The sequence below is a fragment of the Sporosarcina trichiuri genome, from assembly GCF_030406775.1.
Classification (GTDB): Bacteria; Bacillota; Bacilli; order Bacillales_A; family Planococcaceae; genus Sporosarcina; species Sporosarcina trichiuri.
Window position 1 is genome coordinate 1875570 of record NZ_CP129119.1, and the last position, 18988, is coordinate 1894557.

An 18988-nucleotide genomic window follows, 5' to 3' on the forward strand; every position below is an offset into this window, starting at 1 on the left:
GAGCAGCGCCGGGCGTTTTTTTGCGTGGACATTTGCCGTATCGGACGTTTCGTGTGAAGTATCGGCCATTTCGTGTGAACTATCGGACACCTCGCCCGAGTTATCGGACAGAACTTGTGAACTATCGGCCACTTCATCGAATTTATCGGCATCCAGACACAATTCAAAAAGCGGGCAGCCCGAACCTGCCTGCCCGCCTCTTCACTTCCCCTATCACCTGAACCGCGCAAGCGCCGCGAGCGTCTTCGCTCGCTCCGCCTGCAGATCCGGGTTCTCGAGCAGCCGGTACGTGAGCACATCGAGGAAGAACAGGCTCGAGATCTGCGTGTTGATGAATTTATCGTCCGCGGCCAGCACGTGATTTGCCACGAAGACGATTTCGTCCGCAAGATCGGTCAGTTCCTCGGCGCCGCTTGTCGTCACGACGATCAGGCCGGCGCCGTTCGCTTTCGCTTCGCGGGCCGCAGCGAGCACGCTCTGCGTCTTGCCGGTCGCCGAGAAGCACATGAGCACATCCCGTTCACCAAGCAGGGCACTCCGCATCACCATCGTATGAGCGTCCGTCATCGCCGCCGTGTCCATCCCCATCCGCTCCGTCCGGCTGTTGAACTCTTCTGCGATCAGCCCTGAATTCCCGACACCGCAGAACAGCACCCGGTCCGCCTTCTGCAGACGATCCACAATGCGGGCGATCTGTTCCATCTCGAGGAACTGCTGGGTCGACCGGATGACCGTCACATACAGATCCGACACCCGTCTGATGTCATCCTCTTCCCGATCCCGGTCTGCCGATGCCTCGAGCATTGCGTATTTCAGCTGCTGGAAATTGTCGAACTGCATCCTTTTGCAGAAGCGGGTGATACTTGAAGGAGATACGTCAATTTCCTTTGCTAGATCAGTGATGGATTTCAGCGCCACCTGCTTATCTTCCATCTGCCGCAGTATCTCGGCTTCTTCGGCGGCTCGCGGTTCATCCCGATCGTCACGGCGTTTTCATCCATCATCCTCGGAACAGTCATGTATTTCGTCTGGCCGATTTTCCAGAACCTGATCGCGGAAGCCGGCAACCTCGTCAACGCAACCGGCGTCGTCGGCACGTTCCTGTACGGTTTCATACTCCGGATGCTCGGACCGTTCGGCCTGCACCATATCTTCTACCTGCCGTTCTGGCAGACAGGTCTCGGCGGCGCGCTCGAGATCGGCGGTCATCTCGTCCAGGGGACGCAGAACATCTTCTTCGCCCAGCTGAGTGACCCGACGACGACCCGGTTCTTCGAGGGCACGTCCCGATTCATGTCCGGCCGCTTCATCACGATGATGTTCGGCCTGCTCGGTGCAGCGCTTGCGATCTACCATACGGCAAAGCCCGAACACAAAAAGGTCGTCGGCGGCCTCATGCTGTCGGCGGCACTGACCTCGTTCCTGACCGGGATCACGGAACCGCTCGAGTTCTCGTTCCTGTTCGTCGCGCCGGTCCTCTATCTGATCCATGCGATCTTTGACGGACTCGCCTTCATGATGGCGGATATTCTCAACATCACGATCGGCCAGACATTCTCGGGCGGCTTCATCGACTTCATCCTGTTCGGGGTGCTGCAGGGACAGGACAAGACGAACTGGCTGTATGTCATCCCGGTCGGCATCGTCTGGTTCTTCCTGTACTACTTCACGTTCAAGTTCGTCATCCGGAAATTCAACTTCAAAACCCCGGGCCGGGAAGATGAAAAACCGGCAGCTGACGGCGAAGCAGTACCGTCCGTCGACCCGCAGGGCAGCCGTCCGCACCAGATCATCGACGCACTCGGCGGCAAAGGCAACATCCAGGATCTCGACAACTGTGCGACCCGTCTCCGTGTGACGGTCAGCGACCCGGCGCTCGTCGATCAGAACGCGTTCGCTTCTACCGGCAGCAAAGGGGTCATCATGAACGGCACTGGCGTCCAGGTCGTCTACGGCCCGCACGTGTCGATCATCAAGAACGAAGTGGAAGAGGAGCTGGAACGATGAGCAACCGCAACCTGAAACTGCCGTCCGACCTGATCGTCTCCTGCCAGGCGCTCGAGAACGAGCCGCTGCATTCGTCTTTCATCATGAGCAAGATGGCGCTCGCTGCCTACGAAGGCGGCGCAAAAGGCATCCGGGCGAATTCGAAGACGGACATCGAAGCCATCCGGCAGGAAGTCACGCTGCCCGTCATCGGCATCGTCAAACGGGACTATGACGGATCGGACGTCTACATCACCGCCACCCGGAAAGAGATCGACGAACTGCTCAGCGCGGGCTGTGAGGTGATCGCAATGGACGCCACCATGGCCGCACGTCCCGCAGAGCCGATTGAAGATCTCGTGCGTTATATCCGCAGTGAAGCACCCGGCATCGAACTCATGGCGGACATCGCAACAGTCGCAGAAGCCGTCCGCGCCGAGCAGCTCGGCTTCGACTACATCGGCACGACGCTGCACGGCTATACCGCCGATACGGCAGGCTGCAAGATCCACCACGACGATTTTGCATTCCTGAAGGAAGTCATCGCAGCGGTCCAGACGCCGGTCATCGCGGAGGGCAACATCGAAACCCCCGCCATGCTGAAGCGCGCCTTCGACCTCGGCGCCTACGCAGCCGTCGTCGGCGGCGCGATCACCCGCCCGCGCGACATCACGAAGAAATTCGTCCGTGAACTGCACGGAGCGGACTTATAAGGAGTCACGGTGAACAGCCGGCAGGAAGTCGATCCCCTGCCGGCTGTTTTTCTCGAGTCGCATGGTGTATCGGACACTTAGCCGGAGGTATCGGACAAATGGCGCGCTGTATCGGACACTTTCGCGGAAGTATCGGACAGTTGGCGCACACTATCGGACATTCCGCCGAATGTATCGGCATCCAGACACAATTCAAGAGCCTGAATGGTGCTCGCTGGCGCTCGTTTTCTGTCGAGCCCCCTCATCCGCGGCGACCTCTCCGAGTGCTTGCCACCCCTCGTGCCGCGCAGAAAACCGGCAAGCCCGCTCTTCTCCCCGCGTGCTGTATCGGCCATAACTCGGGAAGTATCGGACACTCGGCTTGGCATATCGGACACTTCATGCGAAGTATCGGACAGTTGGCGCACACTATCGGACATATCACCGAATGTATCGGCATCCATACACAATTCACCCACATAGAAACCCCCGCCGGCCATCTGTCAGGCCAGCGGGGGAACTGTATTCATTATGCGTTCGGCGGTGTGCCTTCCGCGTTTCCTACGATGGCATCGATCTGAACCAATGCGCCGTGTGGCAGTGCAGACGCGCCAACCACGCGGCGGGCCGGTGTGCCTTCCGGGAAGAAGGACTTGTACGCTTCATTCACCTCGTCGAGATCCGACAGGTCTTTCACGTAGATGTTCACTTTCACCGTATCTTCGAGGACATGATCGATACTTTCCACGATCGCCTTGATGTTCGACAGACATTGTTCCGCCTGCTCTTTCGCACCGCCATCAACCAGTTTGCCTGTCGCCGGATCCAATGGAAGCTGTGCGGACAAGTGATTGTAGTGGGAGAAGGCGACTGTCTGCGTCGACAGCGGGTTCTTCGGCGCGTTATCTGTGTTCCGCGCCCAGATCACGATGCCGTGACGGTCTTCGATTTCCTGCGGCGGCGTGCCGTCACCATGCGAGACGACTGCTTCGATCTGGACGGACGCGCCAAGCGGCAGTGCTGCCGCTTGTACGACCGTGCGCGCCGGTACGTAGGCAACCGCCCGTGCAATTGCAGAATCCGGGAAGAATGTCTTGTAGACGTCATCCACCACGTCTGCATCCGAAAGATCGGTCAGGAAGATCGTCGTCTTCACGATGTCATCGAATGGCACGTCGATACTTTCAAGAATTGCTTTGATATTCTTCAGGCACTGGACCGCCTGCTCTTTTGCGCCGCCCGCAACTACGCGGCCCGTCTTTGGATCGATCGGCAGCTGTGCCGACAGGTTGTTATAGTGGGAGAACGATACAGTCTGCGTCGACAGCGGGCTCACCGGTGCATTCGGCGTGTTGTTCGTCAGCTTGATGAGATCGCCCGCCTGCGGTGCGTTCGGAATCGTCCCTTCGCCATGCGTCACAAGTGCCTCGATCTGCACCAAGGCATCCATCGGCAGCGCCGCAACCGCGACTGTCGTGCGGGATGGCACGTAGGTCGGGAAGTACGTCTTGAAGACCTCATCCACCGCATCCACGTCCTGGATATCCTTGACAAATACGCTGAGGCGGGCAACGTCACTCATGACGTGACCGAGGTGATTCACGATCGCTTCGATGTTCTTAAAACACTGGTCTGCCTGCTCCTTGATACCGCCAGCGACCAGGTTCCCGGTCGACGGATCGATCGGCAGCTGTACCGACAGGTTGTTGTAGTGGGAGAATGCCGCGCTTTGTGAAGAAAGTCCGTTTCCGCTCGGTGCATGCTCCGTATTCGTAGCGGATACTGCGTTGAAGTTTGTCATGAATCTCGTCCCCTTTTCAATGAAAAATTATGTACGGCGTCCGGTGTTCACACGTCCGAAGGTATGCCATTTCCGGTCTCACCCATTCAACAACCATACCACGGCAGTTTTCGAAAAATGCTGTTTTTATGAAATTGCAAGACCGCATGAATCCTTTTTTATGCGATTGGCGTTCCACGACACGGGAAGCTGGCCAGCGTTCGTCCGCCCGGGCCATATCGGACAAATCACGGGCGGTATCCGACAGATCGCCATAAGTATCGGACAATCCGCCGGAGGTATCGGACACTCGGCACGCACTATCGGACACTTCGTCGAATTTATCGGCATCCGGACACAATTCACCCGTCCAGCCCCACAAAAAAAGAGCACGACGCAGCGTCATGCCCTCCCCTCCACAACCCTATCAACTTTCCAATAAAACAAGATCCTCCTGCGTGATTTCCTTTGCTGCAGGAAGGCTGTCACCATTCCGGCTCGCGACCGCCAGCCGGTAATCCACCTTCCGTGTCATCTCCCGCGCCACCTTCTTCGCGAGACCGGCGTTGCCGAAGTTTTCATCCCGCGCAGCATACAGCTGCTCGTAGTGCGCAAGCAGCACTTCCTCCGCTTCCTCCGACAGCGTATAGCCTTCCGCCGACAGCTCGGTGATCGCGAGCAGCTCCTCCGGCGTATAATCGTCGAAATGCAGCGTCAGCCCGAACCGCCGGCGCAGCCCCGGGTTGCTGTCGAGGAATTGTTCCATCTCCCGCTCATACCCCGCTGCAAGCACAAGAAACTCCCCCTGCCGGTCGGACATCTGCTTCAGCAGGACGTCGACGGCTTTCTGGCCGTAATCATTCGCCCCGCCGCCTGCGAGTGTATATGCTTCGTCGATGAACAGCGCACTGCCCATCGCCCGCTCGATCTGTTCCGCCGTCCGCTTTTCCGTCTCACCGATGTGCGTGCCGACCAGGCTGCTGCGGTCGACTTCGATCAGCTCGCCCCGCTCCAGCAGGCCGAGCGCCTGATAGATGCCGGCGAGCACGCGGGCGACTTCCGTCTTGCCCGTGCCCGGCTTGCCGATCAGCAGCGTATGGTTCATCAGTTTATCGGCCGGATGCCCTTCGCGGCGGTAATACCGTGTCAGCTCGATCAGTTCGTCGATCTCCGCCTTCACTTGCGCCAGGCCGATGAACCGGTGCAGTTCCTCCCGTTTCCGTGCGAGCAGCGCTTCGTCGATCGGCACCTCATAGCCCGCGTGCTCCCGCTCACCCGCAGCACGCAAGACGTCTTCCTCTTCCAGCGTCGTCAGTACCGTTTCGGTCCATTCATCACGCGGAAGTGCAGCAATCCGCATCGATTGCGCCTGCGTGATCTGTTCAAGCAGCGTACGCACCATCCGGGCGTTGCCGAACGTTTCACCCCGCGTCCGGTACCGCGATGTGAGCACGTCCCGCACCGCCCGCTCCGCCGCAGCCGTCAGTGAATAGCCGTTCCCGCATTGCATCAGGAAAATCTCCATCAGCTCATCCGGTGTATAATCCGTAAACGTGATCTGTTCCGTGAACCGGTCATTCAGCCCCGGATTGGCTGCGAGGAAGCGCTCCATGTCCGCCGGGTAGCCTGCAGCGATCACGACAAACCCGCCGCGATGGTTTTCCATTGCAGGCACGAGCGTGTCGATGACCTTCTTGCCATAGTCATTGCCGGCTGCGGTCCCCGGAGCCAGCGTGTAGGCTTCGTCGATGAACAGCACACCGCCCATCGCTTCCTTGATTTTCGCCTTTGTCAGCTCCTCGGAACTTCCGACGTGCGTGCCCACGAGGTCTTCGCGCTTCACCTCGACGAGATGGCCCTTTTCAAGCAGGCCGAGCCACTTGAAGAACGCACCCATCAGCCGTGCGACAGTCGTCTTCCCCGTGCCGGGATTGCCCGCGAACACCATATGGGGCGCCAATGTCGGGCTTGCGTTCAACCCCCGTTCCGCCTTGAACTGGTTGACCTCCATGAGACTCATCATGCTCTTCAGCTTATATTTGACGTCCGACAGCCCGATGAACCCATCCAGTTCTTCCATGAGGAGGCCGAGCAGCTGCGGATCACTGAACGCCATGCTGTCCACAGGCGGCGGAGACTCTGAGACACCCGCCGGCCGCGCCATCGCAAGCTTCGTGTTGATCAGCTGCGGCTCGCTGCCATCTGCCGCGGCCAAATCGCCTCCGCGGTTTTCCGCAAACAGGCAGTCTTCAAGGACAGGCGCCGACTGTTCCAGCCGCAGACCCGCTTTCATACCGCCCATAACCTGCACTGCCCGGAACGCAGCGGACGGGCATGCCTGCAGGATGACCTGATCATCCGCATGGCTGTGGAACTTGGCATCTGCCACCGACACTTGCTGCACGCGTATCAATTCCAGCCCAGATGCACTGCCGTCGTAGATTTCGCACACCGTCATCGAAATCTCCGCGGATTCCTCCGCAGCGAGCTGTGTCCGCCTGTTCCGGAACAGCGCCGTCCGTTCCAATGAAACACGCGCACCCCGGCCCGCCAGCAGCCCGTTCTTCCCGCTGTTCGTTATCCGGCAGTCGGTGATCTCCGCAGCTGCCGCATAGCCGAGCAGGACGTTCGAACCCTGATGTGCGGATACCGTACTCTCGGACGCCTGAAGTGACGATTGTTTCACGAGCACGCCGGAACTGCCGCCGCCCGCGACTTCGGAGGCAGACAGCGTCACATCCGATTCATCGGACGCCGATACCTGCACCCCGGCATGCCGGCGGATGACCGAATCGGACACCCGGAGCCGGCTGTCAGCGACAGAGATCCCTCTCTCCCTGCCGTCCGTCACATCACAGTCGATCAGCGTCAATGCGCTTTCATTCCTCGCCGACAGCTGCGTGCTCTGGTGATAGTGGACCTTCGAACCGAGGAAGGTGCACGCGGAGCGATCGCACAGCAGACCGCCCGCAGCCCCTGACAGCAGCTCAGTCCCCTTGACAGTCACCGCACTGCCGTCCGTGCAGAAAAGCTGGTCGCCTGCCTGCCCTTTGAACCGCGAGGCGGAAATCCCGGCCTTCGATCCGCTCACCATCATACCGGCCGCTCCGCCGTCTTCAAGCACACAGGATACCAGCTGCACATCCGAACCATCAGCCGCTTCGATCTGCGCCGCTGCCTGCGTCCGGAAGACACAATTCCGCAGGACACCGTCTGATGCGTCGAATGAAAACCCCGCACCGTTGCCGACGAGGACACGGACGTCATCCGCCTCCACCGAACTTTCCTGTTCCGCACGGAGCTGCGCGCCGCCATTGCCGATGAACGAACTTTTCGTCAGGATCGCCCGGCTGCCCCCCGTCAGCAGAAGTCCTTCCTGCTGGCCGCCGAGAACGCCGCACTCCGTCAGCGCAGCCTGCCCGCCGTCGCGCACTGAAATCTGCGCAGTTTCGACCGTCTCCTCGACGATGCAGCCGAACAGGACCAGCCGCCCGGACACCCGGATGCCGCCGAGATTCTTCCGGAACACCGTCTGCTTTGCGGACACCTTGGCCCCCGCTTCCACCTGCAGGGGATGCCCCTGGATACCGGAGAACAGGCAGCGGCGGAGGGTCACCTGTCCGGAATCGGCCTGGAGTCCTGCAGGCTGCGCGTCCGCGCCGATCGTGAGCCCCTCAAGATGGACTTCCCCGGCCGCAGCGACCCGCACACCGCCCGCAAGACGGACAGCATCCGGCTCTTTGCCGGCACTGCTGAGCGTCAGCGGCTTATCTATAAGGAGAGTCTCGTAATAACTCCCATTTCCGATTTCAATACGGTCCCCCGGCTGCGCATCGTCAAGCGCAGCCTGTATCGCTGTGCAGGCTGCGTCCTGGTCCCCTGATACTTGAATCACCGCCAAATCCCCCGCCTCCTCTCCAATAGTGGACTTCATTTACACACCGAACGCATTACTTTTTAATCAACACCCGCACAAGTTCCCGTGCAGAAACATATATTCTCATTTTACCATAATTCACTGTCGCAGTGCTGCATGAACAGCTTTCTCCCCCGCTGTTTTCACGCTCAGCGCCGGCCATATCGGACACTTCCCGCGAAGTATCGGACACATCGCGCAGAGTATCGGACAGATCCCCCGACTTATCGGACACTTCGCACGACATATCGGACACTTCGCCGAATATATCGGCACCCGGACACAATTCACTCTCCCCCGAGACCCGACGGATCGCCCTCGGGCAGGCACGGCGAGGGTGGACGAAACGGAAACTGCGGAACCATCTGACAGCGCAAACGGCTTGTTCCACGCAAAACGGCCGTCCGGAGAACTGTCTCCGGGCGGCTGTCTGCGCGGACAAGGAGAATGCTCATCCGCTGCGGTCGCAATCATCCTGCCTGTCATAAGCCAATCTGTTCCCACCGATGCGCTTACCGAAATACCGATGTCATAACGGCTTCACAGAGTATCCTCGTGACAGATTCAAGATCACCCCCTTAACGGGCTATACTGGCTGTTCCGAAGATGCCTTATCCCGCTTCGGGCGGAGGCCTGTGAAGTGCTCGATACACGCGTGATACCTCGCCCGGCATTTGCTCACATTCGACGGGAATGAGCTGTGGAGCGGATGGGGCAGACTCTCGGCGAGCGGATACTCAAGTTTTCCGGCGTCTGCCAGCTGCCTAAGCGTACGCTGCACTTCCCCGCTCAGGGGGACGATTGCCGACGGCCGCACAATCGCCATCTCGGCCAGGAAGGAATCGATGAAATGGTGGCGGACGGACCCAGGGATATTATAGTAATTTAAATTCCTGCCGTTCCGCATGAATCCATACCAAGATATATTGGTCAGGTACACGGCATCCTGGAACCCGCCCGCCTCATAGGCCTCCATCACAGACAGCATGAACTGGGCAGCCCGCTCCTGTTCGGGCTTGCGGCCGTGCATGTCCACCCCGGGCATCAGCCGGCTGATCCCATCAAAATCGATGAACGGGACACCCGTCTTCCCGGCACCGTATTGACCCGGATTGATGCCGCAGAGGACGAGGCGGTGACCCGGTTTGGAATAGAACGTATTATAATACCGCCTGCCCAGTTCCGCCTGTTCAGCAAAACCGGGCAATATGTGGATCCCTTCGCGTGCCAGTTCCTCCTGCACCTCCTCTTCCCGCTTCAGCCAATCCATGAATGACAGATGCAAATCGATGACCCTCTCCAAGAGTCTCCACTCCTTCCTGCAGCACTCGGGGTACTCATCTGGTGCGCTAATGACATACCATACTTTCTCATATTTCCGATTTTATCAGAAAACAAAGGAAAAGGAAGAGTTTTTTACTACGAAAAATAATATATAAATTAATATGATGAGAATTACAACAAATACATTCACTTTCACAGCCTGACTTCCGCCGGCTGATCGAACAGGCGCTCAAGCAGAACGTGAAATCGACGTGCGAAGCGGCAGGCGCCGACTACAAACTGGACTACGTCCGCGACTGCCCGTCCATCTGGAACGATCCGGCGGAGACGGCACACGTGAAAGAGGTCGCTGCGGAGAACGTCCGCTGCACGTTTTTTTGTGGGTCACGGCTACTCACGCCACAGTATCGGACAGTTGGCGGGTGATATCGGACACTTCAACGAATGTATCGGACACTTCCCCGAATTTATCGGCATCCGGACACAATTCAACCCCTGACTGGTGCTCGCTCCGCTCGTTTTCCTTGTGGACACGACGACCGCGGCGACTTACCTTCTAAAACAGCTCATCCCGGCGCGCAGGAAACCGACAAGCCAGCTCTTCTCAAGGCGATATCGGACATATGGCGGGACGTATCGGACATATGGCGCGATGTATCGGACACTTCAACGGATGTATCGGACACTTGAGCCAGCATATCGGACACTTCCCCGAATTTATCGACATCCGGACACAATTCAAGAGCCAAACGGTATCCGTCCGCAGCTCGTTTTCCGCGGCGGCTCAAAAAATGCACCACCGCCGACACGCATTTCACGGAACCTGTTATGCAGAAACCTTTACTATTCCCGGCAAATACCTTAACATTAAAAGAGTAAACTAATTACACGAAAATCTGTGGCAGGACTATCAACGGGCAGACCGGTAACCTATGTTGTCATCGTCCTGCGGAGTACAAGGTATGGGAGCCTCCCATATACGCAAACTTGTTGAAGAAGATGCTTCTGTGAGGATCAATGACAGTCCAGGGACACATGATTAGCATTCCCCGGCGGAACGGGTAGATAGTATCTGACAAGTCAATTCAAAAATACGGATAGGGAGTGGAGCATATGACAGGAATGATGGAAGGAAAAGCAGGTCTCGTGACCGGAGCAGGTTCAGGGATCGGACGGGCGTCAGCACTTGCCTTCGCACGGGAAGGCGCGAAAGTGATGGTTTCGGATGTGAATGAACAAGCAGGCGAAGAGACGGTCCAGCTCATCAAGGACATGGGCGGCGAAGCGGCGTTCTTCAAATGTGACGTCAGCGACGAAGAACAGGTCATCGGCCTCGTCGACAAGACAGTCGAGACGTTCGGCCAGCTCGATTTCGCACATAACAACGCAGGCATCAACAAAGGGCTCGTGCCGATCGGCGACATGGTGTCCAAGGACTGGGACATCACGCTGAAAGTCACACTGTACGGTACCTTCTACTGCATCAAGCATGAAGTCAACGCGATGCTGAAATCCGGCGGCGGTGCAATCGTCAACTCGGCGTCCGGCGCAGGACTCGAAGGCTCTCCGAACATGGCGCCGTACACGGCATCGAAACACGCAATCGTCGGCCTCACCAAGTCGGTCGCACTCGAATACGGTCAAAAAGGCATCACCATCAACTCCATCGCACCGGGTGCTACGGTCACACCGGCCATCGAGCACTGGGCGCAGACATCGCCGGAGCAGTACCAAGGCGTCCTGAAGACGCTGCCGGCCGGACGCATGTCCACGGCGGAAGAGCAGGCGGACGCAGCTGTCTTCCTCTGTTCCAATATGGCTCGCTCGATCAGTGGCGTCACGCTCGCTGTCGACGGCGGCTACACTGCCGGCAAGATGCAGCAGTGATCATCACAAAGACAGCTGTTAGAAAAGGATCCCCTCCCTGTTTACGGGAGAGGATCCTTTTCTCATTGATCATTGAGTGCCCGTACTGAGGATATCGGACAAATCCCGTGACGTATCGAACATATGGACGGACTTATCGGACATTTGGCGACGGGTATCGGACATTTCAGCCGGGATATCGGACACTTCGCCGAATATATCGGCATCCGGACACAATTCAGTGTATATCCCTCCCCCTTCCGCCCCTCTTGGAAATACTTACAATCAAACTATCAGGCTGTGCACGCCGTCTGGTATACTGAATCCACCAACAAAAAAGGAGTGATTGCATTGAAGAAATTCGGTAGTTTCCTGCTGTCGTTCGCTCTCGTACTCGGTATCATTTCCCCATCCGCCAGCGCAGCCACCAACTTCAGCGACGTGAACAAATCCACATCGTTCTACAGCGAAATCCAGTTCCTCGTCGACGCTGAAATCATCAGCGGCTATTATGACGGTACCTTCAAGCCGCAGAAGAACGTCACGCGCGGCGAGGCGGCGATCATGATCGGCCGTATGATGGAACTGGACGGCACGAAACGTGCGACGAAATTCAAGGACGTACCCGCCTCCCACTCCGGCAGCGGCTATATCGCAAGCGCTGTCAGCGAAAAGGTGATCTCCGGCTATCCGGACGGCACATTCCGTCCGAACCAGCAGATCTCCCGCGGCGACATGGCGATCATCCTCGCGAACGCTTTCGACCTGAACTTCCGCCCGCACTATACGTTCAGTGACGTGACATCGCGCATGAAAGCGTACGGTCCGGTCCTCGCACTCGCAGCCGAATCAATCACGACAGGTTATGCGAACGGTACGTTCAAACCGCATGATGCCGTCACACGCGGCCAGTTCTCCGCATTCCTCGCACGCGGCCTGAGCCCGCTGTACAAACAGAAAGCGGCACTCGCCGGCGGGTATGCGCAGAACATGACGAAGCAGTACACGTATGCGGAAGTGGATGGCGATGTTGTCCATACGTACAAATATATCGACGGCACGATCAACGGCATGCCGCTTGGCTTCATGTGGGAAGCGAAACGCACGAAGGACGGCAAAGTCGTTTATTACATGCAGTTCGAGAACAGGGACAGCCTCGCATCCGGCTTGCCGTACTCGGACATCTCCATCGACCTGAAATACCCGGCGACCCTCCACAAATCATGGAAGTCCTATGGTAATTCCAATGACTATGAAACGATCACCAAAGTGAATACGACGGTGACAACTCCTTACAAGACCTTCACGAACGCGATCGAAGTCAAAGGGTCCAGCGGCTACAAGAGCTATTACGTGCCGAACGTCGGACAGGTGAAGACGATCGATCCGTCCGGCAAAACCGTCAGCCAGCTGAAGTCCATCAAGTAATTCCAGCGATGCGAAAAGCCTGCAGCCTCCCTCATGGGCTGCAGGCTTTTTATATGCACGCAGAACTGGCGCATGCCGCGTATCGGACAATTCGACGGACATATCGGACACTTGGCGCAGCGTATCGGACACTTGGACCTGAGTATCGGACATTTCGGCGAAAGTATCGGACACTTCGCCGAATTCATCGGCATCCGGGCACAATTCACCTCGGACCGAAGCAGCCACCAACGCTAGTCCGCCAGCACAAATTTCACAGCACCTATGCCGACATCCACCTTCAGCTCGATCACCGTCTCCGCCCCTTCGTACGCCTCGTTGACATAGACACCCTTTCCTTTGTCGATGAACCCTTCGGCATCCACTGTCCCAAGACCCTTATCGACAGTCACCCGGACCCCGGTCCCTTTTGGCAGGAGGACCTTCAGATCGCCCACGCCCCCGTCGATCTTTGCGTCAAATCCATCCTGCCAGTCCCCCGCCAGATTCACGGTCATGTCGCCCACGCCGGCATCGACGGACAGCCGGCTCAGCCGGATCCCCGCCAAGTCCAGGTTTGCCTCAGCGACTGCTGCATCCACACGGAGATCGACCGGAATCTCGTCCGTCAATCGGAGCGTCCAGTCATTGCGCTTTTTGCCCATCGTCCCGAACGCATTCATCTTCTGATGGATGGTGAGATGCCCCGTCCCCTTCTTCTCCCGATACCGGACAGACGGCCGCCATTTCTTCACGTTGGTGTCGAGAACACCTTCCGCCCAGCCTTCAGCTCCCCCTTCGATCTGCAGATTCCCGGCCCCGAACGTCACATCGACGTTCAGCGAAGACGCCGCATCCTTGCCGATATCGACTTCCTGCGCGCCTTTGTCTGACAGGAAAAATCCGAACGCCCGATTCGCCTGCAGGCCGAGTCCCGCAACAACCGCCAGCACAATCAGCCCGATCCAATACTTCCTCACACAACCACCCCTTTTCATCCAGTATAAGCAAGTGTTCTGACAATTACCTCAACCCACTGGATGAAAAGCGGCTCGGACGAAAGGATGAGATCGGCTGCTGCGTCACCTTCGCTTGCGATAACGGACATATTCCGTGAAGTATCGGACACTCGGCACGATGTATCGGACAGTTCAGCGGACGTATCGGACACTTCGCGGGAGTTATCGGACACTTCGCCGAATTTATCGGCATCCGCGCACAATTCAACCCCCTGATTGGTGCTCGCCTGCGGCTCGTTTCCTGTCGCAGCATCTCTGTGCGCGGCACCTCGCCACTTCCAATAAACCCCCTGGCCGCGCAGAAAACCAGACAAGCCAGCCCTCCCCACTGGGCATATCGGACATATCCGGCGAAGTATCGGACAGTTCGCCGCACTTATCGGACACTTGGCAAGGAGTATCGGACAGTTCAGCCGGCCTATCGGACATATCGCCGAATTTATCGGCAGCCGAACACAATTCAACCCCCTGATTGGTGCTCGCTGCCGCTCGTTTTCTGTCAAAACACCAAGCTCACCAATCGATCATTTCCGGATAATCTCCCTTGTATTGGAGTTCTTCCACATCGACGCCGTAATGCCGGGCAGCGTTCAGGAACTGCGTATGCAGCTCAGAGTACCGGGCATTCTTCTCATTCACCCGTTTCACCATGACACTGATCGAATTGAACCGCTCGTCCGCATCCATATGCAGGAAGTTCAGGTTCAATTCATCGATGTACTGTGTGAGATAGCGGGAATACGAGTTGCCGCGCCCCGCCCGTAAATAACGCTTGCATCTGCTGAACTTGCTCTCCGGCAGCGTTTCCGACAGGCATGTCTGGACGGCAGCCTGGAATTTCCGGACAGTCGCCGTGACCGGATCCCACAACGGCGGCTTCTTCTGGTGTTCCCGGATACCGATGAAATCATTGAGGGCAAAGCTGATGAACAACAGCTCCGGCCACAGGATCCCGCATTGCAGGTAGACATTCGATTCACTGCACGCGATCGATTGCCGCAGCCGCTTTTCCCGATCCATACCATTCGGGACAAAGCGGGTTCCCCGATTCCCCATCATTGCGTGGCGCAGATCGTAGCAGAGGCCGAGCACCCGTGTCCGCACGGCATCATAATGGACATACTCCCCTTCCTCCCCGACAATCTCATGCAGGGCCTCGTACAAATCATCGAAATCATTCAAATCACCCGTCACATAGACCCCTGCGTGATTCGGCGTATCTTCGAGATGGATCATGCCTGTCTCCCCCTTTTCACTTCCATTCTTTTATTACACTATACGAAATCGTCTTGATTCCGACAATCCCTCCGACCATCTACCACCGGACCTGTGCAAGCCGTCTGATGCATCCTGCTGCTCGTTGTGATAAGTTAGCAGCAGATGCCCGCACGCGGTAAGACTTGAATGCGGCGCTTGGCATTCCGGAACCATCGATTGAATGCATACTAAATACACATAAGACCGAGCCAGACAGACCTCATCGCTGCCGGCACTGACAAGGAGACGATTCAATATGGAAAAACGACCACTCGCAACGCTGCAAGTAAAAGGAAAAATGGAAGACGGCTTGAAGAACAGCATTCATGTCAGGGACTTACCCCCATTCACCGTGGATGAACCCGAGCGGCTCGGCGGTACGAATGCCGGTCCGAATCCATTGGAATACTTTCTCGGCGCCTTATCCGCCTGTACATCCATCATGGCAGCCTATGTCGCAAAGGACATGGATTTCAACTACACTGATTTTACGTACGAGTCATCCGGAACGCTGGATCCGCGCGGCTTCAAAGGTGTGGAAGGCGTGCAGACCTACTTCCAGACGGTCCAGCTGGATGTGGTCATCGAAACCGAGGAGACAGAAGCCAGATTGGAGCAGTTCAGAGAGACCGTCGAATCCAGATGTCCGCTCTACAATCTGCTGAAAGACGCAGGCGTGGAAGTGACCGGCCGCTGGTCGAAGAGGTGATTGGTTCCCCCCAACCGTTCAGGTTTTGAGAAGACGCCTTCCGATAGCCCTCCAACAAGATGGGTAATTAGAATGGCGTCTTTTCCTATCCTTCGATTTTACAGTGCTCCCTCGACACCGCGAAAAAGACCGCCATCCCCTCGGGACAGCGGTCTCCTTTTGCGCACTATCTTCACATGATCAGAACGGATTCGTCGCGATCAGCGTAGCCGTCTTCGTATAGACACGCGGGTGCAATTTCAGCTGGCTGACAACCATCTCTGCGATATCCTCCGGCTGGATGGTTTTGGACGTGTCGTTTTCTTTGATCAAGTCCAGATCGAAGGCCAGATCGGTCGCCACCGTGCTCGGCGCGAGGGCGGAAACCCGGATATTATTCCTGCGTACTTCCTGCGCAAGTGACTCCGTGAAGCCGATCACCGCGAATTTCGACGCACTGTACGCACTCGACGTCGCAGCGCCGTTCAATCCGTTCGTCGACGCGATCGTCACGATATCGCCGCCGTTCTTCTCGATGAGCTGCGGCAGGACGGCGCGCGTCACATGATACGTCCCCATCACATTCACGTCCAAAATCCGTTTCCATTCCGCCGGTTCCATCTCAAGCACGGTGCCGAACGAAGCGATCCCCGCGTTGTTGATGAGTATATCAGCTGTGCCGAGTGCGTCCGTCAATGAAGCAACTGCTCTCTCCGCCTCATCCTGTGATGAAACGTCCGCCATCGCATACGCAGCGTTCACACCGAGCGCTTCAATCTCCGCCGCAACATCCTTCAGCGCGGACTCCGTGCGCGCCAGCAGTCCGACATGGACGCCTTCCTTCGCGAGTGCAATCGCCGTCGCCCGGCCTATGCCCCGCGCCCCTCCTGTGATGAACGCCACTTTCCCTTGCAATGATTGTGCCATCAGATATACCCCTTTTCGATTTTGATTCTGGTCATTTCCAGTATACAGCGCCTCGTGGGCCACTTCACGGAATCGGTTTGACAGATTTTTCACTTGCAAGGAACCAGATGTGCAGCTTGGCACTTGTCTCTTCGGCTGCCTCGGTCTGTATCGGACATTTGGCGAAAGGTATCGGACTTTTCAGCCGACATATTCTTTCTGCGTGCCTGTGCACCACACAACTCAGACACTATTCTGATTAGTGTCTGAATTGCACCGTGCACAGGTACTGGGGAATAAAGAATGCGCTGCTCAGCATGGCCGTCTATATCCTGCTGGCTGTGCTGTCCGTCTACTTCATGGCACGGTCCCTGTCGGAGTACTCGTTCGGAATCGTCGAGATCGGCTTCATGGACGTCGCACTGCCGCTGACGCTTTTCGCCGCTGTCGCGATCGGCATCCATGCGACCGCAATCTTTGTGACATTCAAGCTGTTCTCTGAACCCATTTCCCTCAAGGCGGTCATCCACGGTATCGGCGAATTCTATGAAGTGCCGGTCGCACTGACCGCAGTGAGCCTGGTCCTGCTGCTCTTCAAATCGTACACTGTCGGGTTCGGGATCCTGGCTATCGGAGCGGGCCTTGCATTCGCGACAATTCCGATGTTCGTCATGATTTCCCAGCTGGTCAGACAGTCGAAGACCATCGACAAATTCTACGCGTTCCTGTTCTATGCCGTCTTCCTCTTCGTCGCAGGCGCCCTCATCAGCGTGCTGGCGATGGACTCCCAGCTCGGCGAACTCATGAACACACTCAACATGCTGTAACCGGCGCGTCCCTGACAGGCCCGCCAGCAGCCGTATCCCTTGCCGTTTCTTGTACGGCAGGGGATATTTTTTAGTCGGCTGAAGTCAAACTATAATGACCCCAGAGACTTCTCTCCTTCACACTTCAACCTGCAAAGCGAACAGCCCGCAAGCCGGATACCCGGCTCTCGGGCTGTTCACCTTCCTGTGGACAGTTTCATGTTGGATATCGCTCGATCCCCTGCATAAGCAGTCAAGACAGATCGGCATTCACCTGCCGTCGTTCCGACCGGACAACGAGATGGATGCTCACTTCGTAAAGACCGATCATCGGCACGAGGATGATCAGCTGGCTGAAGAAATCCGGCGGCGTGATGAGTGCCGACAGGACTGCCAGCACAACATACGACCACTTTCTGACCTTCTTCAATGTACCGGACGTCAGGATACCGATCGCCGACAGGAACAGTGCCACGACCGGCAGCTCGAACAGAAGACCGATCGGCATGGTGGTCAGCAGCAGAAACCGTGCATATTCCTTTGCGGACACCATGACGTCGAAATTCATCTCCCCGAGCTTGACCAGGAAGTTATAACTGAGCGGATTGACGACGAAGTACCCGAACGCAAGACCGCCTGCAAACAGCACCAGGATGGCAGGGGAATAGAGTCCGAGAAATCCTCTCTCTTTCTCATTCAACCCCGTTTTGACGAACTGCCAGAGAAAATGGCACAGGAAAGGAACGGAGAACCCGAAAGCCAGGGCCGCTGAGATTGTCGTATAGAAGGAGACGACCTCCATCGGACTCAGCACGATCAGATCATAGCCGCGGGTGATATACGGGAACCAAAGATTGATCGTACTGAGCGCTGCCGCGAAGAACAGCAGGAACACGGCGATACTTTTGATAAGCTGTTTCCGCAGTTCGGTCAAGTGGGCCGCCAGATCGTCCCCTTCCCCGTCTCCGCCCGGCTCTCCGGGCTCCGGCGAAGCTGCGGCGGCGTCTTGAGTCTCTGCAGTTCCCTTTTCTGACGGCTGGGACGGCGGAGTATCTTCCAGGGTCTTCTGTTTGGCCTGGACGGCCGCATCCGCCTCTTCTTTGTTCTTCTTATCAAGCGGACTGAGTATTTTCCGGTTATGGTCTTGGTAGGGATCCATCAGTCCACCCGCTTTTCAGCCTCAGATGCTTTCTTTGTGTCAGTCTCCTCATCATCCATGACGTCCTTGGCTGATTTCTTGAATTCGGATAGTGTTTTTCCGACTGCTCCGCCGATTTCCGGCAGCTTGCGCGGACCGAACAGCATCAGGATGATGACGAGGATGATCAGAAGTCCCGGGACACCGATCGCTGCAAAATTCATCGAATTCCTCCTTAATTCT

At 57.0% G+C, this 18988-nt stretch carries 18 protein-coding genes and 1 pseudogene; 7 read left to right on the plus strand and 12 right to left on the minus strand.

Annotated features, from left to right (window positions below):
* Nucleotides 1-213: 213 nt before the first annotated feature.
* Nucleotides 214-933: a MurR/RpiR family transcriptional regulator gene (locus QWT68_RS09640; RefSeq protein WP_290148117.1), complete on the minus strand. Its 720-nt coding sequence runs from the start codon at nucleotides 931-933 to the stop codon at nucleotides 214-216.
* Here QWT68_RS09640 and QWT68_RS09645 point away from each other — a divergent pair.
* Nucleotides 934-2007 (plus strand): annotated as a pseudogene (locus QWT68_RS09645) (PTS transporter subunit EIIC); the annotation flags it as partial.
* On the plus strand, nucleotides 2004-2699 hold the full coding sequence (locus QWT68_RS09650; RefSeq protein WP_290148118.1) for an N-acetylmannosamine-6-phosphate 2-epimerase: 696 nt from the start codon (nucleotides 2004-2006) through the stop codon (nucleotides 2697-2699). The pseudogene QWT68_RS09645 and the gene QWT68_RS09650, both read left to right, overlap by 4 nt.
* Nucleotides 2700-2776: 77 nt before the next feature.
* On the opposite strand, the gene QWT68_RS09655 is transcribed toward QWT68_RS09650, so the two are convergent.
* The 5 genes from QWT68_RS09655 to QWT68_RS09675 all read right to left on the minus strand — a co-directional run bounded on the left by QWT68_RS09655 (nucleotide 2777) and on the right by QWT68_RS09675 (nucleotide 10446).
* On the minus strand, nucleotides 2777-3157 hold the full coding sequence (locus tag QWT68_RS09655; protein WP_290148119.1) for a hypothetical protein: 381 nt from the start codon (nucleotides 3155-3157) through the stop codon (nucleotides 2777-2779).
* A gap of 50 nt (nucleotides 3158-3207) precedes the next feature.
* Nucleotides 3208-4479 carry a RidA family protein gene (locus tag QWT68_RS09660; RefSeq protein ID WP_290148120.1) on the minus strand — a complete coding sequence of 424 codons (1272 nt, stop codon included), beginning with the start codon at nucleotides 4477-4479 and terminating at the stop codon, nucleotides 3208-3210.
* A 406-nt stretch (nucleotides 4480-4885) separates the two neighbouring features.
* On the minus strand, nucleotides 4886-8353 hold the full coding sequence (locus tag QWT68_RS09665) for a right-handed parallel beta-helix repeat-containing protein (RefSeq protein ID WP_290150475.1): 3468 nt from the start codon (nucleotides 8351-8353) through the stop codon (nucleotides 4886-4888).
* Nucleotides 8354-8960: 607 nt separating this feature from the next.
* Nucleotides 8961-9677 (minus strand): uracil-DNA glycosylase family protein, encoded by a 717-nt coding sequence (locus QWT68_RS09670; protein WP_290148122.1) that lies wholly within the window; start codon nucleotides 9675-9677, stop codon nucleotides 8961-8963.
* A gap of 547 nt (nucleotides 9678-10224) precedes the next feature.
* The gene (locus QWT68_RS09675) at nucleotides 10225-10446 is read right to left on the minus strand and encodes a hypothetical protein (protein WP_144036111.1); all 222 of its coding nucleotides are present in this window, start codon (nucleotides 10444-10446) and stop codon (nucleotides 10225-10227) included.
* A gap of 325 nt (nucleotides 10447-10771) precedes the next feature.
* On the opposite strand from QWT68_RS09675, the gene QWT68_RS09680 reads away from it, so the two are divergent.
* The 3 genes from QWT68_RS09680 (at nucleotide 10772) to QWT68_RS09690 (ending at nucleotide 13189) form a co-directional block, all read left to right on the plus strand.
* Entirely contained in the window at nucleotides 10772-11545 is a 774-nt protein-coding gene (locus tag QWT68_RS09680) for an SDR family NAD(P)-dependent oxidoreductase (RefSeq protein WP_290148124.1), read from the plus strand.
* Between the two features lie 330 nt (nucleotides 11546-11875).
* A complete protein-coding gene (locus QWT68_RS09685) occupies nucleotides 11876-12952 on the plus strand; it encodes an S-layer homology domain-containing protein (RefSeq protein ID WP_290148126.1) in 1077 nt (358 codons plus the stop codon).
* Between the two features lie 72 nt (nucleotides 12953-13024).
* Nucleotides 13025-13189 (plus strand): hypothetical protein, encoded by a 165-nt coding sequence (locus tag QWT68_RS09690; RefSeq protein ID WP_290148128.1) that lies wholly within the window; start codon nucleotides 13025-13027, stop codon nucleotides 13187-13189.
* On the opposite strand, the gene QWT68_RS09695 is transcribed toward QWT68_RS09690, so the two are convergent.
* The 3 genes from QWT68_RS09695 to QWT68_RS09705 all read right to left on the minus strand — a co-directional run bounded on the left by QWT68_RS09695 (nucleotide 13186) and on the right by QWT68_RS09705 (nucleotide 15186).
* Nucleotides 13186-13911 carry a toast rack family protein gene (locus QWT68_RS09695; RefSeq protein WP_290148130.1) on the minus strand — a complete coding sequence of 242 codons (726 nt, stop codon included), beginning with the start codon at nucleotides 13909-13911 and terminating at the stop codon, nucleotides 13186-13188. The two genes, QWT68_RS09690 and QWT68_RS09695, sit on opposite strands and share 4 nt — an antisense overlap.
* Nucleotides 13912-13925: 14 nt before the next feature.
* Nucleotides 13926-14264 (minus strand): hypothetical protein, encoded by a 339-nt coding sequence (locus tag QWT68_RS09700; protein ID WP_290148131.1) that lies wholly within the window; start codon nucleotides 14262-14264, stop codon nucleotides 13926-13928.
* Nucleotides 14265-14463: 199 nt separating this feature from the next.
* Nucleotides 14464-15186 carry a DUF6904 family protein gene (locus tag QWT68_RS09705; protein WP_290148132.1) on the minus strand — a complete coding sequence of 241 codons (723 nt, stop codon included), beginning with the start codon at nucleotides 15184-15186 and terminating at the stop codon, nucleotides 14464-14466.
* A gap of 277 nt (nucleotides 15187-15463) precedes the next feature.
* Between QWT68_RS09705 and QWT68_RS09710 the strand changes: the two genes are divergently transcribed.
* Nucleotides 15464-15916 carry an OsmC family protein gene (locus QWT68_RS09710; protein WP_040287458.1) on the plus strand — a complete coding sequence of 151 codons (453 nt, stop codon included), beginning with the start codon at nucleotides 15464-15466 and terminating at the stop codon, nucleotides 15914-15916.
* 180 nt (nucleotides 15917-16096) lie between these two features.
* Here QWT68_RS09710 and QWT68_RS09715 read toward each other — a convergent pair whose 3' ends face one another.
* Entirely contained in the window at nucleotides 16097-16822 is a 726-nt protein-coding gene (locus QWT68_RS09715) for a 3-ketoacyl-ACP reductase (protein ID WP_290148133.1), read from the minus strand.
* Nucleotides 16823-17118: 296 nt separating this feature from the next.
* Between QWT68_RS09715 and QWT68_RS09720 the strand changes: the two genes are divergently transcribed.
* A complete protein-coding gene (locus QWT68_RS09720; protein WP_290148134.1) occupies nucleotides 17119-17628 on the plus strand; it encodes a hypothetical protein in 510 nt (169 codons plus the stop codon).
* 232 nt (nucleotides 17629-17860) lie between these two features.
* Here the strand turns inward: QWT68_RS09720 and tatC are convergent, their stop codons facing one another.
* Together tatC and tatA are read right to left on the minus strand one after the other, a co-directional pair.
* Nucleotides 17861-18766: a twin-arginine translocase subunit TatC gene (gene tatC, locus QWT68_RS09725; RefSeq protein ID WP_290148135.1), complete on the minus strand. Its 906-nt coding sequence runs from the start codon at nucleotides 18764-18766 to the stop codon at nucleotides 17861-17863.
* Nucleotides 18766-18969, minus strand: coding sequence for a twin-arginine translocase TatA/TatE family subunit (tatA, locus tag QWT68_RS09730; RefSeq protein ID WP_290148136.1), 204 nt, complete (start codon nucleotides 18967-18969; stop codon nucleotides 18766-18768). Before tatA ends, tatC begins: the two co-directional genes overlap by 1 nt.
* Nucleotides 18970-18988 lie beyond the last annotated feature (19 nt).